At 71.6% G+C, this 20,960-nt stretch carries 21 protein-coding genes; 12 read left to right on the top strand and 9 right to left on the bottom strand.

Going from position 1 to position 20,960, the window contains the following annotated elements; genetic code table 11:
• Window positions 1-264 precede the first annotated feature (264 nt).
• Genes A6A25_RS13080 through A6A25_RS44705 form a run of 3 tightly spaced genes read left to right on the top strand, consistent with a single transcriptional unit; the run spans window position 265 to window position 2,602 of the window.
• On the top strand, window positions 265-660 hold the full coding sequence (locus tag A6A25_RS13080; protein WP_241828632.1) for a sensor histidine kinase: 396 nt from the start codon (window positions 265-267) through the stop codon (window positions 658-660).
• Window positions 648-1,292: a response regulator gene (locus tag A6A25_RS13075; protein ID WP_073888961.1), complete on the top strand. Its 645-nt coding sequence runs from the start codon at window positions 648-650 to the stop codon at window positions 1,290-1,292. Before A6A25_RS13080 ends, A6A25_RS13075 begins: the two co-directional genes overlap by 13 nt.
• Before the next feature lie 38 nt (window positions 1,293-1,330).
• The gene (locus tag A6A25_RS44705; RefSeq protein ID WP_073888958.1) at window positions 1,331-2,602 is read left to right on the top strand and encodes a hypothetical protein; all 1,272 of its coding nucleotides are present in this window, start codon (window positions 1,331-1,333) and stop codon (window positions 2,600-2,602) included.
• 382 nt (window positions 2,603-2,984) lie between these two features.
• Here A6A25_RS44705 and A6A25_RS13065 read toward each other — a convergent pair whose 3' ends face one another.
• The gene (locus tag A6A25_RS13065; RefSeq protein WP_073888955.1) at window positions 2,985-3,311 is read right to left on the bottom strand and encodes a hypothetical protein; all 327 of its coding nucleotides are present in this window, start codon (window positions 3,309-3,311) and stop codon (window positions 2,985-2,987) included.
• A gap of 264 nt (window positions 3,312-3,575) precedes the next feature.
• Between A6A25_RS13065 and A6A25_RS13060 the strand changes: the two genes are divergently transcribed.
• Both A6A25_RS13060 and A6A25_RS13055 read left to right on the top strand, forming a co-directional pair.
• Window positions 3,576-4,634 (top strand): helix-turn-helix domain-containing protein, encoded by a 1,059-nt coding sequence (locus A6A25_RS13060; protein WP_158073725.1) that lies wholly within the window; start codon window positions 3,576-3,578, stop codon window positions 4,632-4,634.
• Window positions 4,635-4,643: 9 nt separating this feature from the next.
• On the top strand, window positions 4,644-5,204 hold the full coding sequence (locus A6A25_RS13055) for an HD domain-containing protein (protein WP_274534308.1): 561 nt from the start codon (window positions 4,644-4,646) through the stop codon (window positions 5,202-5,204).
• Here A6A25_RS13055 and A6A25_RS13050 read toward each other — a convergent pair.
• Genes A6A25_RS13050 through A6A25_RS13035 form a run of 4 tightly spaced genes read right to left on the bottom strand, consistent with a single transcriptional unit; the run spans window position 5,201 to window position 9,265 of the window.
• Window positions 5,201-6,217 (bottom strand): LacI family DNA-binding transcriptional regulator, encoded by a 1,017-nt coding sequence (locus A6A25_RS13050; protein ID WP_073888949.1) that lies wholly within the window; start codon window positions 6,215-6,217, stop codon window positions 5,201-5,203. The genes A6A25_RS13055 and A6A25_RS13050 overlap by 4 nt on opposite strands.
• Before the next feature lie 7 nt (window positions 6,218-6,224).
• Window positions 6,225-7,058: a carbohydrate ABC transporter permease gene (locus A6A25_RS13045; protein ID WP_073888946.1), complete on the bottom strand. Its 834-nt coding sequence runs from the start codon at window positions 7,056-7,058 to the stop codon at window positions 6,225-6,227.
• Window positions 7,055-7,975, bottom strand: coding sequence for a carbohydrate ABC transporter permease (locus A6A25_RS13040; protein WP_073888943.1), 921 nt, complete (start codon window positions 7,973-7,975; stop codon window positions 7,055-7,057). Before A6A25_RS13040 ends, A6A25_RS13045 begins: the two co-directional genes overlap by 4 nt.
• 3 nt (window positions 7,976-7,978) lie before the next feature.
• Window positions 7,979-9,265, bottom strand: a complete 1,287-nt coding sequence (locus tag A6A25_RS13035; protein WP_073888940.1) for an extracellular solute-binding protein — start codon at window positions 9,263-9,265, stop codon at window positions 7,979-7,981.
• 168 nt (window positions 9,266-9,433) lie between these two features.
• Between A6A25_RS13035 and A6A25_RS13030 the strand changes: the two genes are divergently transcribed.
• On the top strand, window positions 9,434-11,473 hold the full coding sequence (locus A6A25_RS13030) for a beta-galactosidase (protein WP_083668294.1): 2,040 nt from the start codon (window positions 9,434-9,436) through the stop codon (window positions 11,471-11,473).
• Between the two features lie 40 nt (window positions 11,474-11,513).
• Here the strand turns inward: A6A25_RS13030 and A6A25_RS13025 are convergent, their stop codons facing one another.
• Window positions 11,514-12,194, bottom strand: coding sequence for a hypothetical protein (locus A6A25_RS13025; protein ID WP_073888937.1), 681 nt, complete (start codon window positions 12,192-12,194; stop codon window positions 11,514-11,516).
• Window positions 12,195-12,278: 84 nt separating this feature from the next.
• Between A6A25_RS13025 and A6A25_RS13020 the strand changes: the two genes are divergently transcribed.
• The gene (locus A6A25_RS13020; RefSeq protein ID WP_073888934.1) at window positions 12,279-12,602 is read left to right on the top strand and encodes a PadR family transcriptional regulator; all 324 of its coding nucleotides are present in this window, start codon (window positions 12,279-12,281) and stop codon (window positions 12,600-12,602) included.
• Window positions 12,599-13,714, top strand: coding sequence for a DUF1700 domain-containing protein (locus A6A25_RS13015; RefSeq protein WP_073888931.1), 1,116 nt, complete (start codon window positions 12,599-12,601; stop codon window positions 13,712-13,714). The genes A6A25_RS13020 and A6A25_RS13015 overlap by 4 nt, the downstream gene beginning before the upstream one ends.
• A gap of 16 nt (window positions 13,715-13,730) precedes the next feature.
• Here A6A25_RS13015 and A6A25_RS13010 read toward each other — a convergent pair whose 3' ends face one another.
• Entirely contained in the window at window positions 13,731-14,618 is an 888-nt protein-coding gene (locus A6A25_RS13010; RefSeq protein WP_073888928.1) for a substrate-binding domain-containing protein, read from the bottom strand.
• A gap of 182 nt (window positions 14,619-14,800) precedes the next feature.
• Between A6A25_RS13010 and A6A25_RS13005 the strand changes: the two genes are divergently transcribed.
• The 3 genes from A6A25_RS13005 to A6A25_RS12995 all read left to right on the top strand — a co-directional run bounded on the left by A6A25_RS13005 (window position 14,801) and on the right by A6A25_RS12995 (window position 17,174).
• On the top strand, window positions 14,801-15,172 hold the full coding sequence (locus tag A6A25_RS13005) for a YciI family protein (protein WP_073888926.1): 372 nt from the start codon (window positions 14,801-14,803) through the stop codon (window positions 15,170-15,172).
• On the top strand, window positions 15,169-16,413 hold the full coding sequence (locus tag A6A25_RS13000) for an RNA polymerase sigma factor (RefSeq protein WP_073888923.1): 1,245 nt from the start codon (window positions 15,169-15,171) through the stop codon (window positions 16,411-16,413). The genes A6A25_RS13005 and A6A25_RS13000 overlap by 4 nt, the downstream gene beginning before the upstream one ends.
• 71 nt (window positions 16,414-16,484) lie before the next feature.
• Window positions 16,485-17,174 carry a dihydrofolate reductase family protein gene (locus A6A25_RS12995; RefSeq protein ID WP_073888920.1) on the top strand — a complete coding sequence of 230 codons (690 nt, stop codon included), beginning with the start codon at window positions 16,485-16,487 and terminating at the stop codon, window positions 17,172-17,174.
• 10 nt (window positions 17,175-17,184) lie between these two features.
• Here the strand turns inward: A6A25_RS12995 and A6A25_RS12990 are convergent, their stop codons facing one another.
• Window positions 17,185-18,042, bottom strand: coding sequence for a helix-turn-helix domain-containing protein (locus tag A6A25_RS12990; RefSeq protein ID WP_073888917.1), 858 nt, complete (start codon window positions 18,040-18,042; stop codon window positions 17,185-17,187).
• 98 nt (window positions 18,043-18,140) lie between these two features.
• Here A6A25_RS12990 and A6A25_RS12985 point away from each other — a divergent pair, with 98 nt between their 5' ends.
• On the top strand, window positions 18,141-18,908 hold the full coding sequence (locus A6A25_RS12985; RefSeq protein WP_073888913.1) for an NAD(P)H-dependent oxidoreductase: 768 nt from the start codon (window positions 18,141-18,143) through the stop codon (window positions 18,906-18,908).
• A gap of 39 nt (window positions 18,909-18,947) precedes the next feature.
• On the opposite strand, the gene A6A25_RS12980 is transcribed toward A6A25_RS12985, so the two are convergent.
• Window positions 18,948-20,960 (bottom strand): cellulose binding domain-containing protein, encoded by a 2,013-nt coding sequence (locus A6A25_RS12980; protein WP_073888909.1) that lies wholly within the window; start codon window positions 20,958-20,960, stop codon window positions 18,948-18,950.

Below are 20,960 nucleotides of genomic sequence, written 5' to 3'. Positions count from 1 at the left end.
CCGACGGTCGGACGGGTGGATCGTGGCGCCGGCCCCACGTCCTCATCCTGGTCGGATGGGGGCGTGGGGCCGGTGCCGCGAGGCGCCCTGCCGAGCGCCGGAAGACGCGGTGAAGGCCGCCGGTCACGGCACTAGGGTTGACCAGGTGTTTTCGCGAGCGGCCAGGGCACTGGTCCACCTGGTGGCCGGCCTGGTGATCGGACCTGCCTCGTTCGGGTGGGCGGTGCTGACCACGCTGGCCAGTGCCCTGCTGTCGTTCACCTAGTGCGCGGCATCTACCCGCCGATCCTGACCGACCGGGGGTTGGTGGCGGCGTTGACGGCGTTGGCCGGTGACGCGCCGCTGACGGTTGTGGTGGAGGCGTCGGAGCTGGGCGAGCTGCCGGCGGCGGTAGAGTCGGCGGCGTACTTCGTGGTGGCGGAGGCGTTGGCGAACACCGTGAAGCACGCCGCGGCGGACGAGTGCGTGGTGACGCTGCGCCGGTCGGGTGACGTGCTGGCGTTGGCCGTGCGGGATGACGGGTGCGGCGGCGCGGACCCGTCCGGCTCCGGGTTGGACGGGCTGCAGCGCCGGGTCGAGGCGTTGGACGGCACGATGGAGGTCACCAGTCCACCGGGTGGGCCCACCACCGTCCAAGCGGAGTTGCCATGCGCATCGTGATCGCCGAAGACCTGCTGCTGCTCCGCGACGGTCTGGTGCGGATGCTGACCGACACCGGGCACACCGTGGTCGCGGCCGTGGACAACGCACCCGACCTGGAGCGCGCCGTGCTGGAGCACCGACCGGATCTGTCCATTGTGGACGTCAGGTTGCCGCCGGGTTTCCGGGACGAAGGGCTGCGCGCCGCGCTGTCGGTGCGCGAGCGGGACCCGAAGGCGCCGATCCTGATCCTGTCGCAGTACGTCGAGCGCACGTACGCGACCGAACTCCTGGCCGACGGCAACGGTGCGATCGGCTACCTGCTCAAGGACCGCGTGACGGCACTGGACGAGTTCCTCGACGCCCTGGAACGCGTGGCCGCCGGCGGCACCGCGATGGACCCGGAGGTGATCCGCCAGCTGTTCGCGCGCAACACCCGTGACCAGCGGATCACCACCCTGACCGCACGGGAGCGGGAGGTCCTGGCGCTGGTGGCGCAGGGCCTGTCCAACTCGGCCATCTGCGCCGAACTCGTCCTCGCGCCGCCGTCGGTCGAGAAGCACATCAGCAACATCCTGACCAAGCTGGACCTGCCACCGGCCGACAACACCCACCGCCGCGTCCGGGCGGTACTGGCCTATCTCAACCAATGAACTGACCCGATCGGGCGTCACCCCACTAGGGTCGACGGGTGCCTATCGCCTTCGACACGACCGGCCTCCAGCAACACGACCAGACCACCTGGGTGAACCCGGCGAACGGCGACCAGGTCAGCCTCACGTACTTCGACCTGGTCCCGGACCTGCCCGCGTCGTTGGACGACCTGCCGAAGCTGCGGCACGACCTGGCGGTCACCGCCGGCCAGGTCGGGTGCCTCATCGAGGCGCACCACGTGCGACTCGGTGACGTGCCCGCGTTGTTCCAGGTGGTGAAGGTGCCGCTGCCGGACCAGCCGTCCGGGCAGGCGTTCATCGGCTCGTTCACCGTGCCCAAGGCGAAGAGCAGCGCCGTGCTCAAGCTGCAGGCGGTGGAGCGGGGGATGACCGGGATGCGCGAGGCGGTGCTGGTGGCGCGGCTCGGGTTCGAGGGCTGGGTGATGCCGCACCCGTACGCGCCGGAGGTGGAGGGGCGGCTGCCGTTCCACAAGGGTGACGACCCGCGGTACGACGCGCAGTTCGCCGACCACCCGCTGTCCCGCGTGCGAGCCTGGGCGCACCACACCATCCGCACCGCACGCGTCGACCCGCGGTTCGCCGCCCTGCCGCCGTTCACCCCCGACCCCGCTCCCGCTGCCGTCCCCGCTCCTGACCCCGCCCCTGCCGTGCCCTCGGTGGGCTCGACGTTGACGACGGTCGTGCCGGGGCTGCCGATCGGCGGCTACCTGCCGTTGTGGATCGACGACGAGTGCACGTTCTGGCGCATGGCGGAGCCGGACGCCGTGCTGGCCAAGTTGGCGCTCGGCGCGCTGGCGCGGACGCCGTTGACCGACCGGCGGTTCCGCGACTTGGTCGCGCTGGACGAGTCGTCGGGCACGATCATGCTGCTCAACCGGTACCGGTCCGAGGACGGCGGTATCGCCAGTGGCGTGGCGGGGCTCACGCGCGTGACCGGGCGTGAGGCGCACGAGGCGTTGACCACCGACACGTTGCTGGAGGCGTTCCGCTGGATCGGGCGGGTGAGCGTGGCGGCGGCGGAGCGCGGTGAGTACGTCACCGTGGAGCCCGGGACGCACGCCGATGACTTGGCCGAGCCTTACGTGCGGCTGGCCGTGCAGGACGAGCTGTCGATCGCCCAAACCGCACCGACCCCGCCCGCCGAGACCCCGATGTGGCTGGGCCAGTCGTCCCTGACCGCACCGGCCACCCGCGAGTCGATCGAGGCGGGCGGCATGCTGGCCATGTACGCGATGAACACGTGGGGCGAACACCCCCTCCGCCTCTGCCTGACCTTCACCCCCCACTAACCCGTGAGTCGTTGAACTCTCGCGGCGGGTGCTTGGGTGAGGTTAGGGCGGCGTGGGAGGCTGAGCGCACACAGCCCGCATCCGGGCTGGTCGCACGGTTCACGAATCCGGGCCCGAGCATCGAGCGGGCCGACGGTGAACGCCCCATCGGCACGGCACACCGCTCACACCCGCGTCACGCGGGTTCGCACGGCATCGACGTCCACACCACCGTGTGGCAGGCGCGACCGTCCCGACTCACCCCAACGGGAGCACCCTCCAACTGCTGGTCCACGGCGACGACCCGGACGACGTCACCACCCGGCGCAGCGCGCTGGAGGCAATCGCGCGCTGAGTACCGCACAGCCGGTCCGCCTGGCGCCGTTCACCAAGCCTGCTGGGCTTATTCTGTCCAGCAGCCGGTACTTGTCCCGTCGAGCCACACCAGGTGCGCTCGCCGCGTACCCGCCGACCGGGAGCTGACCTCGAACAGGATCCGGGCGGTTTCCGCACTCCGGGAACCCAGGTGAAAGCCACCCTCCACGGCGTGGACCTCGGCGCGGTCGGCGTAGGCCAGGCCGTAACCCGCGACGCGGGCGTCCTCCGCTTCCCCGTACTCCTCCACGATGGCGAACAGCCGAGGCGCCTCACCTGCCGCGAGCCTGTGAATGACCGTGGCGAACTCCTCCTCGCTCCAGGGCTCGATCGCGATAGGCGACTTCGATGTCATACCCGGCACTGCACTTCCTCGTTTCCTGGTTCGCACACATTCGGCAGAGATCAAGCATTTGACGCGGGCCCGCTTCCCTCGTGCGGTATTCGGCGGACCACAGAACTCTTGATGCCCGACCAAGACGCTACGATCGGCGGGGAACGGTGAGAACTGACTGATGGTGCGAGTGCGTCCGACACGGCGAACGGCGGCGCGGGGGTGTCCATGCGGATCGGTGCCGCAACACTGACCGGTGGTCGGGGTTCACGTGCCACGGGCGTTGTGGCCGGGTTCGTGCTGAAGCTGAGCCGGCAGGCCGCCGGGCTCACCCAGGAGAAGTTCGCCGAACTCCTCGGCGTCGACCCCACCACCGTGCAAGGGTGGGAGTCCGGACGACGCCCGCTGGCCGCCATCGGCGCCGGTGAGCTGCTGAAGCTCGGCGCCAGGCTCTCCCGGGCGGGTGCGCCGGCGTCCACCGGGCGACATCTGGGTGAGGCGATCGAGGCGGACCTCGTGCTCGCCACCGGGATCACGGCCGGTGACTCGTGGGTCGATCCGGATCACCACCCGCTCGCCGCCGCGGTGCACCGCAGGACTCTCACCAACCTGATCACCTGGCCATTCACCGGCAGCACACCACCACAATTGGGTGAATTCATCCCCAAGGTGCCCCGACGCGGCCCGGTCACCACACGCCCGCTGTTGCACGTGGACGAGCGCACGCGTTTCTTGGATCACTTGGTGCACGTCACGGAAAGGGCCGGGTACGCGTCTGAACCGCTCCTGCGACGACAGGCCGTGTACCTGCTCGGATTTGACCGGCGTGCGCACGTGGTCGACTGGCTGCGCGACGAGTGGCATCGGGTCGGCCGCCGGACGATCCCCGGCGACGACGTCACCGGACTGCTCGAAGCACGTTCCGCTTCGGTGGCCCTCGCCGCTACCGGCGAGGGAGAGCACATCCACGACTTCGTGAGTCGGATGTCGGACCGCGACGAGGTGGCGAACCTGAACTACTGGGCCTACTGGATCGGCGAACTCGGCGACGTGCGGACGGACGACTCCTTCATGCGGGACGTGGACACCCGCTCGTGGAGCGGGAGCGTGCTCCTCGCGCACCTCTCGAACCGCCTCGATCCGACCACGCCCCACCTGCCGCTCAACCTGCACACGCTGCACGCCCTCGTCGCCTCACGTCCGGAACTGCTCGACGGTCGGCCGCGGCTGCGCGCCTCGCTGACGGAGTCCCTGGACCGGCTGGCCTCCGGCGACTCGCTGACCCGGACAGGACGGGACCAGGTGGCCGGTCTCCGGTACGCCCTCCGCATTTTCGGTCGCTAAGGAGAACGAGTGTCAGACGACGCCGCGGCACTGGCCGCCTTCGGGTACGAGTTGGGTGTGCTCAAGCGCATGCGGCGGGCCGGGTGGTGGCACGCGGGGGTGCGGGATCCCGAGTCGGTGGCCGAGCACACCATGCGGGTCGCCCAGCTGGCGGCGCTCATAGCGGCCGAGGAGGGTGTCGATCCGGCTCGCGCGTCGTTCCTCGCCCTGTGGCACGACACGCAGGAGACCCGCACCGGGGACCTGCCCCACACGATCAGCGGGTACGTCGTGAAGCCGGACCCGCGGGCCATCACGGCCGATCAGACGGGGCGGTTGCCCGAGAGGTCACGCCAGGTGGTGCGGGAGGCGGTCGAGGAGTACGAGGCGAAGGAGTCCGGCGAGGCGCGGTGCGCGAGTGACGCCGACAAGCTGGAGATGCTGCTCCAGGCCGTCGAATACCGCGACACCGGCGTGCAACGGGTCGGCGGGTGGATCGACTCGGCCCGCAAGAGCCTCAAGACCGACACCGCGCGCCGGATCGCGGAGGCGGCGGTGACGTTGTCGCCGCTCGCCTGGCGTGAGCGTTAGGTCGAGGCGCGCACGACCAGTTCGGTCGGCAGGATCGACGCCGCCGGCGGTTCGCCCTGGATCTGGTCCAGCAGCAGGCGCACCATCTCGCGGGTGATGCGCTGGAACGGTTGGCGCACGGTGGTCAGGGCGGGGCGGGTGGAGGTGGCGATGCTGGAGTCGTCGAAACCGCCCACGGCGACGTCCTCGGGCACGCGGCGGCCCGAGTCGTGCAGGACGTTCAGCGCACCGGCCGCCATCAGGTCGGACGCGACGAACACGGCGTCCAGGTCCGGTGCCCGCGAGAGCAGCGAGGCCATCGCCGCCTCACCACCGGCACGGCTGTAGTCGCCGTGCGCGATCAGGTCCGGGGACGCGTCGGCGCCGAGCACGTCCCGGTAGCCGGCCAGCCGTTCGACACCGCCGGGCGTGTCGGGCGGACCCGTGATGGTGGCGATCCGGTGACGCCCGCGTGACCGCAGGTGCTCGACCATCAGCCGGGCACCCGAACGGTCGTCGGCCGCCGCGTAGGCCACCTGCCCCTCGTGCCCGATCGGCTTGCCGCAGGCCACCACGGGAATCCCCGAGTCGCGCAGCTCCTCCAGCAACGGGTTGCCCGTGTGCGACGACACCAGCAGCACGCCGTCCACGTGACCGGCGGCGATGAAGCGGCTGGTGCGCTTGCGCTCGACCTCCGTGTTCGCGGTCATCAACAACAGCGGCACGTCGACCTCGGCCAGTTCCTGCGTGCAGCCCTGGAGCAGGATGCTGAAGTTGGGGTCCTCGAACAGCCGCTGCTGCGGTTCGGTGAGCACGAACGCCACCGAGTGCGCGCGCTGCGTGACGAGGCTGCGCGCGGCCGGGTTGGCGACGTACCCGGTGGTCCGCACGGCCTTCAGCACGGCCTCCAACGCCGCCGGGCTGACGTTGCGACCGCCGTTCAGGGCGCGCGAGACGGTGCCTCGCGACACGCCGGCGGCGGCCGCCACGTCGTGGATGGTCGGCCGGTTGCGCGGCGCCCTGTTCCCGGTCATGACTCCCTCATGCTTTCACCGCTCCGGAGAGCAAGTCGATGCGCCAGTATCGCTGCAACGTGAGGAACAGCGCGATCAGAGGCACCACCGACACCAGCGAGCCGGTGACGACCAGGGTGTAGAGCGCGGGCGTGGTGTTGCCCTGCTTGAGCATCGTGTACAGCCCGAGCGTGACCGGGAACTTCCCGTCGTCGGCGAGCATGATGTAGGGCAGCATGAAGTTGTTCCAGATCGACACGAACTGGAACAGGAACACCGTGACCAGGCCCGGGACCATCATCGGCAGCGCGATGGAGCCCAGGATGCGCACCTCGCTCGCCCCGTCGGTGCGGGCCGCCTCGACCACGTCCTCCGGCACGGACGCGGCGGCGTAGATGCGGGCCAGGTAGATGCCGTACGGGCTGATCACGCTCGGCAGCAGCACGGACAGGTAGGTGTCGGTCAACCCGACCTTCGACAGCAGCAGGTACTGCGGGATGGCCAGCACCACGGCGGGCACCAGCACGCCCGCGATCAACGCGTTGAAGATCAGCGCCCGCCCCCGGAACGCGTACTTGGCCAGCGCGTACCCGGTCACCCCGGACAACGCGGCCGACAGCAGCGCCCCCACGCCCGCGTACAGCGCCGAGTTGGCCACCCACTGCCAGAACACACCGCCGCGGTACCCGTGCAGCTCGCCGAGGTTCGCCACCAGCGACGAGCCCACCGACAGCGTCGAGGTGGAGAACAGCTCACCGGTGCTCTTGGTCGCGGCGATCAACACCCAAGCCACCGGGAACAGGCAGTAAGCCGCACCCAACAACAACACGAACGTCGGCAACCCGCCCAGACGCGCCCTCACCGCTCACCCCCGAACGCCCGCGACCGCGTCACCCGCAGCAGCCCGAACGAGATCACGAACATCACCAAGGCGATCAGCACCGACGTCGCGGCGGCGGAGTAGAGGTCACCGCGGCCGAACGCGTCCTGGTAGACCTTCATCAACGGCGTCCAGGTGAGCGAGAGCGAGTTGGTCAACGGCGCCAGCGTGGTCGGCTCGGCGAACACCTGCAGCGTCGCGATGATCGAGAACAACGACGTCAGCACCAGCGCGGGCGCCAGCAGCGGGATCTTGATCCGCACCGCGACCTGCCACGGCGTGCAGCCGTCGATCCGGGCCGCCTCGTACAGCTCGCGCGGGATCGAGCGCAACGCGGTGTAGAGGACGACCATGTTGTAGCCGACACCGCCCCACACCGCGATGTTGGCCAGCGCGAAGTAGATCCCGGTCGGCGACAGCAGGTCCACACCAGGCAGCGACAGCTCGCGCAACGCCTGGTTGAACGGGCTGGTGCCCGGCAGGTACAGGAACCCCCACAGCAGCGACGCGATCACACCCGGCACCGCGTACGGCAGGAAGATCGCGATCCGGCTGAACCCGCGGGCCCGCACCCGCTCCTCGTCCAGGAGCAACGCGAACACCAGCGCCAGCCCCAGCATCGTCGGCACGAGGATCGCGCCGTAGCCGAGCACCCGCAACGCGCCCGCGCCGAGTTCGGAGTCGGTCAGCGCGCGCACGTAGTTGTCCAGCCCGACGAACACCTCGGAACGGCTGCCCTTGCCCAGCCCGAGGCCCTTGACCTCGGTGCGGAACAGGCTCAGGTACACCGTGTAGGCGATCGGCAGCGCGAACACCAGCAGGAACAGCACCACGGCCGGGGCCACGAAGGCGTACGGCGCCAGCCTCGGCGCCGTACCGCCCCGCACACGAGTCGCCACGGTTCAGCCGCCGACCGTGAAGCCGTTGGCCTTCATGTCGTCCACGGTCGCGGCCTGCATCTTCGCCAACGCGGGCACCAGGTCGGCGCCGGAGCTGATCGCCTCGCCCATCGCGTTCTTGTACGCGGTGTAGGTGACGTTGACGTTCGGCCCCCACGTGAAGCCGGACGACGTGGCGGCGATCTTGGCGGCCTGGGTGTAGAAGTCCGGCTGGTTCGGGAAGAACGCGGGCGGCTGGGCCTGCGCCTCCTGCGCCGACGTCGCCGCCGGGTAGATGCCGCTCTCCTTGACCAGCAGCTCGACCGCGGTCGGGTCGGTGTTGAGCCACACGGCGAACTCGGTGGCCGCCTTCTGCTTCTTCGACCCCGCCGTCACGGCCGTGGTCGAACCGCCCCAGTTGCCGGTGCGAGGCTTGGCGGCGTCCCACTGCGGCATCGGGGCCATCGCCCACTTGCCCGCCGTGCCCTCCGCGTTGCCCTTGAGCACGCCCGGCGCCCACACCGCGCTCAGCCAGCCGATCTGGACGCCGTCGTTGAGCGCCTTGTTCCACTCCGGCGTGTACATCGGGGACTTGTCGATCGCGCCCTCGGCGATCAGGCCGCTCCAGTACTGCGCGACCTTCTTGGTCGCGGCGTCGTCCACGGAGACCTTCCACGCGTCGCCGTCGACCGACCACCACGAGCCGCCCGCCTGCTGCACGAGGCCCGCGAACCAGCCCGGGTCGTTGGCCGAGAACGTGCCGAGGAACTTGTCCGGCGCCTTGGCCCGCAGGTCACGGGCGGTCTGCGCGTACTCGTCCCAGGTCGTCGGCACCTTCAGGCCGTACTGGGAGAACAGGTCGGCGCGGTAGTAGAACATCATCGGGCCGGAGTCCTGGGGCACGGCGTAGACACCGCTGCCACCCAGCGTCACCTGGTCCCAGATGCCGGCCGCGAACTTGTCCTTGACCGCGGCGGCGCCCTCGGAGATGTCGGCCAGCACGTCGTTGCTGACCAGGGTCGGCAGCGCCTGGAACTCCACCTGCGCCAGGTCCGGCGGGTTGCCGCCCTTCGCGCTGGTCAGGAGCTTGGTCACCAGGTCGTCACCCTGGGCCTGCTTGCTCACCACGACCTTGGTGTCGGGGTGGCTCGCGTTCCACTTGTCGACGACCTTGTCGATGTTGGGCGCCCAGGCCCAGAAAGACAGTTCGACCGGGCCGTCGGCGGCCTGCTCGGTGCCGCCGCCGCAGCCGGCGAGCAGGGCGAGGCCGAGGCCGAGTGCCACGGCCTTCTTCGCGATGTCGAGTCGCATGAGGTCTCCGGGGGTTCCGCGTCGCTGACGCCGCTGCCAGCGAGAACCGCGCTGTGAACGTGCACAGTAGTTGGACCACGGTTACGCCTGTCAACCACTTGACGGCCCCTCTTATCTGCACCGTAATCTGCGATCAGACCGTGCACGTTCACAGCCACTGGAGTGCTCATGACGTTTGTGGTGCCTCGCCAGGCCGACGAACGGGCCCTGGGTGACCCGTTCGCACCGCGGATGCCGGTAGGCGTGGACGGCCTCGTCTACGGCGGGGACTACAACCCCGAGCAGTGGCCGGAAGAGGTGTGGGCCGAGGACGTCGAGCTGATGCGGCAGGCCGGGGTCAACCTGGTCAGCGTGGCCATCCACGCGTGGGCGCTGCTGGAGCCGCGCCCCGGCGAGTTCGACTTCGGCTGGCTGGACCGGCTGCTCGACCTGCTGCACGGCGCGGGCATCGCGGTCAACCTGGCCACGCCGACCGTCGTGCCGCCCGCCTGGCTCTACCGCGCGCACCCGGAGATCCGGCCGGTCACGAAGGACGGCACGGAGCTGGAACGCGGGTCGCGGGCGACGTTCTGCCCCAGCGCACCCGCCTACCGCCAGGCCGCCGCGTCGATCACCCGGCAGCTCGGCACCCGCTACGGCGACCACCCGGCGGTGGCGCTGTGGCACGTGCACAACGAGTACGGCGCACCGGTCGGCGCGTGCTACTGCCCCGAGTCGGCCACGGCGTTCCGGCGCTGGCTGCGTGCCCGGCACGGCTCGCTGGACGCGCTCAACGAGGCCTGGGGCACGAGCTTCTGGGGCCAGCGCTACGGCGAGTGGGCCGAGATCGAGCCGCCGCGGGTGTCCGGCACGACCGGCAACCCGGCGCACGAGCTGGACTTCGCCCGGTTCTGCTCGGACGAGCTGCTGGCCTGCTACACCGCCGAGCGGGACATCCTGCGCGCGCACTCGACCGTGCCGGTCACCACGAACTTCATGACCACCAACTGCAAGTCGATCGACTACTGGCGGTGGGGCCGCGAGGTCGACGTGGTGGCCAACGACCACTACCTGACCGCCGAGGCGGACCGCAACCACATCGACCTGGCCATGTCGGCGGACCTGACCCGCGCGGTGGCGGGCGGTCGGCCGTGGATGCTGATGGAGCACTCCACCGGCGCGGTGAACTGGCAGCCGCGCAACCTCGCCAAGCGGCCCGGCGAGATGCGCCGCAACAGCCTGGCCCACGTGGCGCGCGGCGCGGACGCGGTGATGTTCTTCCAGTGGCGCGCTTCCCGCTTCGGCGCGGAGAAGTTCCACTCGGCGATGCTGCCCCACTCCGGCACGCGCAGCCGGATGTGGCAGGAGGTCGTGCGGCTGGGCGGTGACCTCGGCGCGCTGCACGAGGTGCGGGGCAGCCTGGTGCGGGCCGACGTCGCCGTGCTGTGGGACTGGGAGTCGTGGTGGGCGCTGGAGCTGCCCTGGCGGCCGTCGGTGGACCTGTCCTACCGGGAACGGGTCGGGGCGTTCTACGAGCAGCTGTGGGACGCCCGGCTGACCGTGGACTTCGTCGCACCGGAGGCCGACCTGGGCGGCTACCGGCTCGTCGTGGTGCCGTCGCTGTACCTGACCTCGATGGCGGCGGCGAAGGTGCTGCACGAGTACGTGGCCGGTGGTGGCACGCTCGTCGTCTCGTACTTCTCCGGCATCGTGGACGCCAACGACGCCGTGCACCCCGGCGGGCACCCCGGTGCGTTGCGGGACGTGCTGGGCCTGGAGGTGGAGGAGTTCCTGCCGCTGCGCGCCGGCGAGGAGGTCGCGCTGGACGGCGGGCTGCGCGGTGATGTGTGGGCCGAGCACGTCCGCCTGGACGGCGCGGAAGCCGTTCACTCCTATGTGGACGGTCCGGCGGCCGGTGGTCCGGCGGTGACCAGGCACCGGCTCGGCACGGGCACCGCCTGGTACGTCTCGACCCGGTTGCGCGGCGCGGCGCTCGACCGGGTGCTGCGCGAGGTGTACCCGGCGGCGGGCGTGGAGGTGCGCGACGACCTGCCACGTGATGTGGAGGTGGTGCGCCGGCGCGGTGCCGACGCCGACTACCTGTTCGTGCTCAACCACACCGACGACGACGTGCGCCTGGCCGCGTCCGGCACCGAGCTGCTCACCGGCACGCACTGTGAGTCCGAGCTGCACGTGCCCGCGGGCGGCACGGCGGTGCTCAAGTCCTGAGCACCGGTCACCGGGGTCGTCCCACGCGGGACGGCCCCGGTCAGCGGGCGGCGAGCCACCGGCCCCAGGTGGTCACCCGCACGTTCGGCTCCGGGTGCTCGGCCACGTGCAGCAGGAACTCCGCGCGCAGCCGCACCTCCGGGTCGTCGTGCTCCAGCAGGGCCCGCATCCGCTCTTCGAACCGATCGTCGGCGATGTGCCGGACCAGCCGCGCGTACAGCCAGTCCTTGCAGCGGTAGCGGCGGCGGACCACGTCGGCGATCAGGTCGGTCATCCCCGGCCGGATGGTGTCCGGCACGCCGCCCTTGGCCAGCGCGCGCAACAGCACCGCCTTGCGACCCCACGCCGACCACAGCCGTGAGGCGGGCGCACCCCACTCGTCCGGGTAGCGACCCTCCCAGTCCAGGTAGAGCAGCACGAACGGCGCGTGGCGGTCCCGCAGTTCCCGGTCGTCGCCCCACGCCGAGGCGGTCAGCTCCATGATCGTCTGCCCGTAGTGGTAGCGGAAGGCGGCGCGGGCCTGGTCCATCTCGGCGGCCAGGTGCGGCTCGCTCGGCGCGGGGGTGCCCGCCCGCGCCCACACGTCGTTCGACCAGCGCAGGGCGTCCGCCGCCGCCTTGATCGACGCCTGGTGCCGGGCCAGGGCCTGCCGGCGGACGTCGTCGTCGGACGACACCAGGCCCCACACCCACGACGGGTCTCCCACGAACTCCGTTGCCACGGGCGTGATCCTCGCACTACCCCTCCGTACGCGGTACTCCGCTTTCCGTAGTACCATCGATCGCACACCACCGGGGAGAAGCGCATGGACACCAGCCAGCTGCTCAAGGGGGTGCTGGACCTCGCCGTCCTTGCGGTGCTGCGCAAGGAGGACGGGTACGGCTACGACGTGCTGCGCAGACTCCGCCAGGGCGGCCTGGACGGCGTCGGCGACGCGTCGGTCTACGGCACCCTGCGCCGGCTCTACAACGCCGGACTGCTCACGTCGTACGTCGTGCCCAGCGAAGAGGGCCCGCACCGCAAGTACTACAGCCTCAACGAGCCGGGCCGGGAACGGCTCGTCGAATCGGGCCAGACCTGGAAGTCGTTCGCGCGGGCGTTGGACGACCTGTTGGGGGAGGGTGCATGAACACGCAGACGAACACCGAGGTCAAGCACTACCTGGACGGTATGCGCGAGGCGCTGGCCGACCTGCCCGCCGCCGAGGTCGCCGAGATCATGGACGACGCCGGCGCGCACGTGGCCGAGGTCGCCGAGGAGATGGGCGACGAGTTCTCGCTGGCCGCCCTGATCGACCGGCTGGGCACGCCGCGCGCGTACGCCGAGGAACTGCGCGCCGCGGCCGGCTACCCCTCCCCCACGTCCACCACCCCGGACACCGACGGCGACCGGCTGTCGTTCGCGGCCCGGTTCGCGCTGTGGAGCCTGCTGGCCGGCACGGTCATGGCGTTCGGCTTCGCCGTCACCCGCGGGGACACCCTGGGTGCGACCCTGCTCGTCGGCCTGTGCACCGCGGCGGCCACCCTGCTGGTGTTCCGGCAGAAGGACCTGCTCGCCGCGATCACGCGGCTGCCGGAGACCGTCGCCATCAAGGACGTGTCCACCCGGGCCCTCGAGTCCGACCTGGCCAAGGGGTTCGAGTCGCTGCGCGTCTTCCAGCCGGTGTGGTGGATCGGCCGTGCGCTGCTGATCGCCGCGGGCGGCATCCTGGTCTACCGGCCGGACCTCATGTTCGTGCTCGCCCTGGTGCTGGCCGCGCTGTCGCTGTTCGCCGGCCCCAAGGCGAGGACCGACCGCCGCTGGCTGTGGATCAGCCTGCCCGCGACCGGGTTCGCCCTGGGGGTCCTGCTGACCGTCCTCGGCGGACTGGTCACGAGCTTCGACCGCTACCCGAGGAGCGCCCCGGTCTCGTACAACCCGGCACCGCCTGCCCGCCAGAACATCTACGTGTTCGACAAGGACGGCAAGCCGCTGACCGACGTCCACCTCTACGACGAGGACGGCCGCCCGCTCAACGCCCCGTGGTACGGCTGCGCCGGCGACGACCGCCACGACAACCGCTACCCCCGCCCCCGCGTGGTCCACGACGAGCGCGGCTGCCGCGAAGAACCGGGCGTCCCGTTCACCGTCGTCATGCCCACCGTGCCGCCCGCCACCACCACCGCGCCACCGTCGTCCGCCACCCAGTCCCCCGCACCGACGACACCGGTCCCGCCGACCACGATCACGACCACCGGCTGACGCGACGGCGCGGGCTTCACCACGGGTTCGGCGGGGCGGTCGAGGCGCGGACGACCAGGTCGGTCGGCAGTTCGACGTGGTCGGTGGGTGGTTGGTGGCCGGCGATCAGATCGGCCAGCATCCAGCCCGCCTGCCTGCCCATCGCGGCCAGCGGTTGGCGCACGGTGGTCAGGGCCGGGGTGCCGCGGCGGGCCGCCGGGAGGTCGTCGAAGCCGACGACGCTGAGGTCCGCGGGCACCGACAGGCCCGCGGCGCGGGCGGCTTCGACCACGCCGAGGGCCTGCTCGTCGTTGGCCGCGAAGACCGCCGTGGGCCGGTCGGGCCCGCGCAGCAGCTCGGCCGCTTCCCGCCGCCCGCCCTCCCGGGTGAAATCCGCGTGGCGCACCAGCGCGGTGTCGAACGGGATACCGGCGCGTTCGAGGGCGAACCGGTAGCCGTCCACGCGGGCACGGCTGCACAGCACGTCACGCGGACCGCCGACGACACCGATCCGCCGGTGCCCGAGCGACAGCAGGTGCTTCACCGCCGTGACGCCGCCCGCCCGGTTGGTGGCGGCGACGCTGAGCAGGTCCGGCGTGGCCGCGTCGACCGGGTCGATGTGCACCAGCGGCACCCCGGCGCGCGCGAACACCCGCTCCTCGGCGACGCTGATCGGGCACGTCACGAGCAGCACGCCGGCGCGCCGCGCCTCGACCACGTCGGCGGCCCAGGACGTGCCGCGACCGACCGCCGTGGACATCACCACGTCGAGCCCGGAGTCCACGACGCCCCACATCACCTCCATGGCCCACGCGCTGTTCAAGGCGGGGAAGACCAGTTCCACCACCGGCGCGGGAGGGTGCGGCCGGTCGTTCCGCGCCCGGCGCGCGACGCACGTGCGTTCGAGGATCTTCAGCGCGCTCACGGTCCGACACTATCGGAAATCTCACGAAACACAACGAAGCTCTGAACTGCAACGATTCACCCGAAAAGGCGCAGGTCCGACACGCGACCCGACAAGAAGAGGGTCAGCTTTCGCAAAAGTTTCGAAAGCGGGAGCTGCCGGCAGAATCCCCACTGTCCGAAGTCGACGGCGGGAGGCCCGCGGTGAAGTACCTGATGCTGATCTACGGCAACGAGCAGGTGTGGAACAGCGTGGACGCGCAGGAGTTCGCGAAGCTGGTCGCCGAGGTGGACGCGTTCAACGCGTACCTGCGGGAGTCCGGCGAGCTCGTCGACTCTCAGGGCCTGGTGTCCCGCCCGCAGGCGGTGCGCGTGGTGGACGAGGCACCCGTCGTCACGGACGGCCCGTACCTGGAGGCCAAGGAGTACGTCGGCTCCTACTTCGTGGTCGACGTCGACAGCGAGCAGCGGGCACTGGAGATCGCGCGGTCCTACCCGGCCCTGCGCTACAGCCGGGGCCTGGGCGGCGGCCTTGAGGTGTGGCCCCTCATGCGGCACGGCGGCGACGAGCTTTGACCGCCGTCGAGGAAGCCCTGCGCACCCTGACGCCGCGGGTGCTCGGCATCCTCGTGCGCCGGCACGGCGACTTCGCGCGGTGCGAGGACGCGGTGCAGGAAGCGTTGATCGACGCCGCCGAAGCGTGGTACCGCAGCGGCCTCCCCGAACACCCCCTCGGCTGGCTCACGACGGTCGCCAACCGCCGGTACGTCGACCTGGTGCGGTCCGACGCCGCCCGGGAACGCCGGGAGCACGCGCTGTTCGACGCCGTGCCGCGCGACGAGCTGCTCGCACCGCCGCCGGACGCCGAGCCCGCGCGTGACGACCTGCTGGAACTGCTGTTCCTGTGCTGCCACCCCGCGCTGACCGCGCCGTCGCAGATGGCGCTCACCCTGCGAGCCGTGGCCGGGCTGACCACCGCCGAGATCGCCGCGGCGTTCCTGGTGCCGGACAAGACGATGGGCCAGCGGATCTCCCGCGCCAAGCAGCGGCTGCTGGAGGCGGGCGCCCGGTTCGAACTGCCCGCCGACCAGGACAAGGCGCTGGCGGTCGTGCTGCACGTGCTGTACCTGCTGTTCAACGAGGGCTACAGCGCCAGCGCCGGTCCGCGGCTGCGCCGTCCCGACCTGACCGGGCAGGCGCTGCGGCTGACCCGTGAGCTGCACGACCGGCTGCCCGACTCCGGTGAGACCGCCGGTCTGCTGGCGTTGATGCTGCTGACCGAGGCGCGCGCCGCCGCGCGCACCGACGCGGACGGCATGCTGGTCCCGTTGGCCGAGCAGGACCGGTCGCGGTGGGACCGCGCGGCGATCGCCGAGGGCACCGCGCTGGTCACCCGCAGCCTGGCGGCCCACCCCGTCGGCCCGTACCAGGTGCAGGCGGCGATCGCCGCCGTGCACAGCGAGGCGGCCACGGCCGAGGACACCGACTGGCCGCAGGTCCTCGCGCTGTACGACGTGCTGGAACGCCTGGCGCCCAGCTCGGTCACCGCGCTGAACCGGGCCGTGGCCCTGGGCGAGGTGCGCGGTCCCCGTGCCGCGCTGGACGTCCTCGCCGACCTGGAGCGCGGAGCCCTGGCGGGCCACCACCGGCTGTTCGCCGTGCGGGCCCACCTCCTGGAGCGGGCGGGTGACCCGGCCGCCGCCGGCGAGGCGTTCCGCGAGGCCGCCCGACTGGCCGGCAACGTCGCCGAGCAGCGGTTCCTCCTGCGGCGGGCGGCCCGCTGCGCGTCCGCCGAAGATTTTTCCGGGTCGACGTAGAAATCACCCCGACGGCTCCGATCCCCTCCCGAGCGACCCCGTCCGGGCGTCGCCGGGAGAAGGGAACGCACATGACCAAGGTGACCGCGCAGCTGTCGGTGTCCCTCGACGGTTTCTACGCCGGGCCGCGCCACGACGGCGACGGCGACTGGCTGGCCTCGGCGGAGGCGGCGGCGTTCTTCCGCGTCACCCGCTGGGCGATCAGCGCGATGTCGTGGCGGGAGCGGCAGGGCTTCGCGGGCGGCGAGCGCGACCTCAACTCCGACGTCATCGAGGAGAACTTCGAAGCCGCCGGCGCGTACGTGATGGGTCGGCGGATGGCCGATGGCGGCGAGGTGCCGTGGGGCGAGGAGCCGCCGTTCCGCGCGCCCGTCTTCGTGGTGACCCACCGGCCGCGGCAGAAGCTGGAGCGCAAGGGCGGCACCAGCTTCACCTACGTCACGGACGGCGTCGCGAGCGCGGTGGAGCAGGCCAAGGCCGTCGCGGGCGGCAAGGACGTCGCCGTGGCGGGCGGTGGCTCGCTGGTCCGCCAGGTCCTGGCCGCCGGCCTGCTGGACGAGCTGGACCTGCACATCGCCCCGGTGGTCCTCGGCACCGGCCTGCGCCTGCTGGACGCCGACCTCGGCCTGGGCCACAAGGAGGGCATCGAGCTGACGTCGATCCGCGTCCTGCACGCCCCGGACGTCACCCACGTCCGCTACGCCGTCCAGGGCCGCGCCCCGCTCGTCCTGGACGACCGGGGACGCGGCGACGGGCGGTGAAAGCGTCTCCCTAGCGGAGCCGGGCGAGGGCGGTGGCCTCCGCGCTGCCCTCCTCGGCGCTGAACACGTGCACGACCAGGCCCGTCTCGCCGGGCGACGCGGGCACGTGCAGCGTCTCGTAGTCCAGGGTGAGCAGCCCGGCCACCGGGTGCCGCAACCGCTTGCGCCCCGCCGCGCACATCACCACCTCGCCACCGGCCCAGATCCGCCGGAACTCGGCGCTGCGCGCGGACAGGTCGGTGATGAGCGCGGCCAGTTCCGCGTCGTCGGGGTAGCGCCCGGCGGCGACCCGCAGCTGGCCGACCGCCTCCGCCGCCCGCCGCTCCCACTCGGGGAACACGGCCCGGGAGGCGTCGTCGAGGAACAGGAACCTGGCGTTGTTGCGGTCCCGGCGGCCCGGGTCGGCCAGGCCGCCGAACAGCTCGGACCCCAGGTCGTTCCACGCCACCACGTCGAGGCGGTGGTCCGTCGCGAACGCCGGGAAGTCGCCCGCCGCGGCCAGGAGCCGCCGCAACAGCGGGCTGACGCGGGCCCGCGGCGGGGGGCCCTCCCCGGCGGCGGCCAGGGTCGCGAGGTGCTTGCGCTCCGCCGCGTCGAGGTCGAGCGCGCGGGCCAGCGAGTCGAGGACCTCGGGGGACGGCTGCGTCGCCCGCCCCTGCTCCAGGCGCACGTAGTAGTCCACGCTGATCCCGGCGAGCTGGGCCAGCTCCTCGCGGCGCAGCCCGCGCACCCGGCGGCGACGTCCCGCCGCGAGCCCGACGTGCTCCGGTGCGACGCGATCCCGGCGGGCGCGCAGGAAACCGCCGAGCGCCCGCCCCACGTCACCGATCCCGTCGACGTCGTCGCTGCGGATCTCCACGCGGTCCATGGGATCAAGTATGCGTGGCCCTCGCGGTACCAGGATCGCGGTTCCGCCGGTTGAACCGGGTGCTGGCTACCGCGTCCGACTCACGCGAACGTGATCACATGACCAGGAAGAAGATCCTCGTGGTGAGCGCACACCCCGAACCGCGGTCGCTCAACGGCGCCCTGACTTCGTTCGCGGTCGAGGAGCTGCGCGCGGCCGGGCACGAGGTGCGGGTGTCCGACCTCTACGCGATGAAGTGGAAGGCCGCGATCGACGCCGACGACTTCCCCGCCGACACCGGTGACCGGCCGCTGGACGTGCTGGCCGCGCACGAGCGGGCCACCCTGGCGGGCCGGCTGACCGCCGACGTCACCGCCGAGCAGGAGAAGGTGCGCTGGTCGGACGCGGTGATCCTGCAGTTCCCGATGTGGTGGTTCTCGGTGCCGGCCATCCTCAAGGGCTGGCTCGACCGCGTGTTCACCAACGGTTTCGCGCACGGACCGGCCGTGCCACCGCCGTACTCGGACAAGGCCGCCTTCGGCGGGCGGCGCGCGCTGCTGTCGGTGACGATCGGCGCGCGTGAGACGGCGTTCTCCGAACGGGGCGCGCACGGCCGGCTGGCGGACGTCCTCTTCCCGTTGCAGCACGGCGTGTTGTGGTTCACCGGCTTGGTGCCCCTCGAACCGTTCGTCGTGTACAAGTCGGTCGACGTGCCGGCGGAGCGGTTCGCGGCGGCGCGGGAGGAGTACCGGCGCCGGCTGGCCGGTCTGTTCACCGACGACCCGGTCCCGTACCGGTCGCTCACCACCGACTACGGCCGCGACATGCGCCTGCTGCCGGACCTGGAACCGGAGGGGACGAGCGGGCTCGACCTGCACCTCAGGTGAGCCGTCCCCCGCCGGCGGCCGGCGGGGGACGGCGTCACGTCACCGGGTGGTGCAGAGCTTGCCGTTGAGGAAGTACTTCACGGGGTGCACGTTCGGCCCCTGGTAGGCGCCGACGAACCCGGCCGTGGTCGACTCGCCGGGCGCGAGCGTCGCGGTGTTGGCGACGGCCACCTGGTTGCCGGTCTGGGACCAGGTGGCGTTCCAGCCGCTGGAGACCTGCTGCCAGGTGGTCGGCCAGGTGTAGGTCAGCGTCCACCCGGCGACCGGCCGCGTGCCGGTGTTGGTGATCTGCAGGTCGGCGACGAAGCCGTTGCCCCAGTTGGTGCTCTCCTTGTAGGTCACCGCGCACGTCGAGTCGGCCGGGGTGCCGGTGGTGAACGTCAGCGGCGGCGAGGACCACGAGACCTTGCCCGCGTTGTCCCGGGCCACCAGGTTGACCGTGTACGGCGTGCCGGGCGTGAGGTTGGCGGCGGTGAACGTGGTGCCGGTGGTCTCGCCCCACTGCTCGGTGTTCGCGCCGTTGACCCGGTGCACCTCGTACTTCACGCCGGCGGGCGGCGCGGGCCAGGACAGCACGGCCGTGCGGTCGGTGACCTCGGCGGCGACCGGGCGGGCGGGCGCGGCCGGTCCGGTCGCCGAGCCGTGCGGCCTGAGCACGACGGTGGTGATCGAGTACGGCGGCAGCGTCACCGAGGACGACGAGCCGGTGGCCGTCGCGATGCCGGTGTCGCCGTTGGCGAAGGTCAGCACGGTCGCGTCGGCGGCGGCCGTGTAGCCCGAGAGCCGCAGGTCCACGGTCTTGGCGGCGTCCGGGTCCTGGTTGATCAGCATCACGGACAGGCCGCCGTCGGTGCGCCGGGCCGCGTGGCTGCGCACCAGCGGGTCGGTGGACGCGGCCGTGATGAGCTGGTCACCGGGCCGGGCGAACTTCGACACCATCGAGATCGCGTGGTACGGCGCGAACGGCGTGTTCAGCGCGGGCTGGCACACCGTGCCGTCGGTGTTGCAGTTGCCGCTGGAGAGCAGGCCGTAGTCGTCGTAGTCGGGGTGGCCCGCGATCTCGCGCACCTGGCCCATGCCGTTGTGGACGTTCCACCAGTCCACGTTGAACACGCCGTGGCCGATCATGGTCGCGTAGGCGTCGGCGGCGAACAGCGCGCCCGGCTGGGTGTTGCGGCCGAACGACGTGTTCACCTCGGTCAGCGCGATGCCGAGGTCCTTGCCCGCCAGCCGGCGCGACTGCTCGCGCACCAGCGCGACCTGGTCCTTGACCCGGTCGGTCTTGGCCAGCACCTGCGCCGCCGTGTCACCGCCCGGGTACCAGTGGATGATGCCGAAGTCGACCACGGGACCCGCGATGGACAGCACGACCTCGTTCCACGAGCCGCTGTCGCCCGCGGCGGTGATGCCGTCCGGCCACTCGCCCGGCGTGGTCAGCACCGCGCCGATCTTGATGGTCGGGTCGACCGCCTTCATCGCCGTGGCGTAGTCGCGGACCAGGGTGGCGTAGTAGCGCGGGCTCTTGTCCGGGTGGTGGTCGGCCTCCCAGCCGGAGCCGTAGTGCCCGTTGCCGTAGTTCTCGTTGCCGATCTCCCAGTACTTCACGCCGTACTGCTTCTCGACGTTGGCGTACCGCACCCAGGCCGCCGCTTCCTCGGCCGTGCCCGTGCCGTAGTTGGCGGTGACGATCGCCTGCCCGCCCGCCCTCCGCACGCCCTTCATGAACGTGTCGAAGTCGGTGTTGGGCGCCACGTACCCGCCGGGCGCGGTGTGGTCGGCCCAGTGGTAGATGTCCGAGTACGAGCCGCCCGGGTAGCGCATCGCCTTCACGCCGGCGTCCTTGAGCAGGTCGGCGACCGCGTCACTGCCCAGGTGGGTGTCCCAGATGGCGTGGTTGACGCCGGTCGCTGCCTCGTGCACCACCTCCAACCCGGCCCTGGTGTTGACGGTCACGGTGACCGGGGTGTCGGCCGCCTGTGCCGGGGAGATCAGCACGGCTGGGGCGGCCAGGAGCGCGGCGAGCGCCGGGAGCACGACGAGACGCGGTCTCAT

Source organism: Saccharothrix sp. CB00851, assembly GCF_001905065.1.
Taxonomy (GTDB): Bacteria; Actinomycetota; Actinomycetes; order Mycobacteriales; family Pseudonocardiaceae; genus Actinosynnema.
This window is presented reverse-complemented; position numbering and strand designations above follow the sequence as displayed.

What these genes read in the sequence shown, in the direction of transcription:
- A6A25_RS13075 (WP_073888961.1), top strand. Translation starts at nt 648, where the DNA reads ATGCGCATCGTGATCGCCGAAGACCTGCTGCTGCTCCGCGACGGTCTG.
- A6A25_RS13065 (WP_073888955.1), bottom strand. Translation starts at nt 3,311, where the DNA reads ATGACATCGAAGTCGCCTATCGCGATCGAGCCCTGGAGCGAGGAGGAG.
- A6A25_RS13050 (WP_073888949.1), bottom strand. Translation starts at nt 6,217, where the DNA reads ATGACCGGGAACAGGGCGCCGCGCAACCGGCCGACCATCCACGACGTG.
- A6A25_RS13035 (WP_073888940.1), bottom strand. Translation starts at nt 9,265, where the DNA reads ATGCGACTCGACATCGCGAAGAAGGCCGTGGCACTCGGCCTCGGCCTC.
- A6A25_RS13030 (WP_083668294.1), top strand. Translation starts at nt 9,434, where the DNA reads ATGACGTTTGTGGTGCCTCGCCAGGCCGACGAACGGGCCCTGGGTGAC.
- A6A25_RS13020 (WP_073888934.1), top strand. Translation starts at nt 12,279, where the DNA reads ATGGACACCAGCCAGCTGCTCAAGGGGGTGCTGGACCTCGCCGTCCTT.
- A6A25_RS13015 (WP_073888931.1), top strand. Translation starts at nt 12,599, where the DNA reads ATGAACACGCAGACGAACACCGAGGTCAAGCACTACCTGGACGGTATG.
- A6A25_RS12995 (WP_073888920.1), top strand. Translation starts at nt 16,485, where the DNA reads ATGACCAAGGTGACCGCGCAGCTGTCGGTGTCCCTCGACGGTTTCTAC.
- A6A25_RS12990 (WP_073888917.1), bottom strand. Translation starts at nt 18,042, where the DNA reads ATGGACCGCGTGGAGATCCGCAGCGACGACGTCGACGGGATCGGTGAC.
- A6A25_RS12985 (WP_073888913.1), top strand. Translation starts at nt 18,141, where the DNA reads ATGACCAGGAAGAAGATCCTCGTGGTGAGCGCACACCCCGAACCGCGG.
- A6A25_RS12980 (WP_073888909.1), bottom strand. Translation starts at nt 20,960, where the DNA reads ATGAGACCGCGTCTCGTCGTGCTCCCGGCGCTCGCCGCGCTCCTGGCC.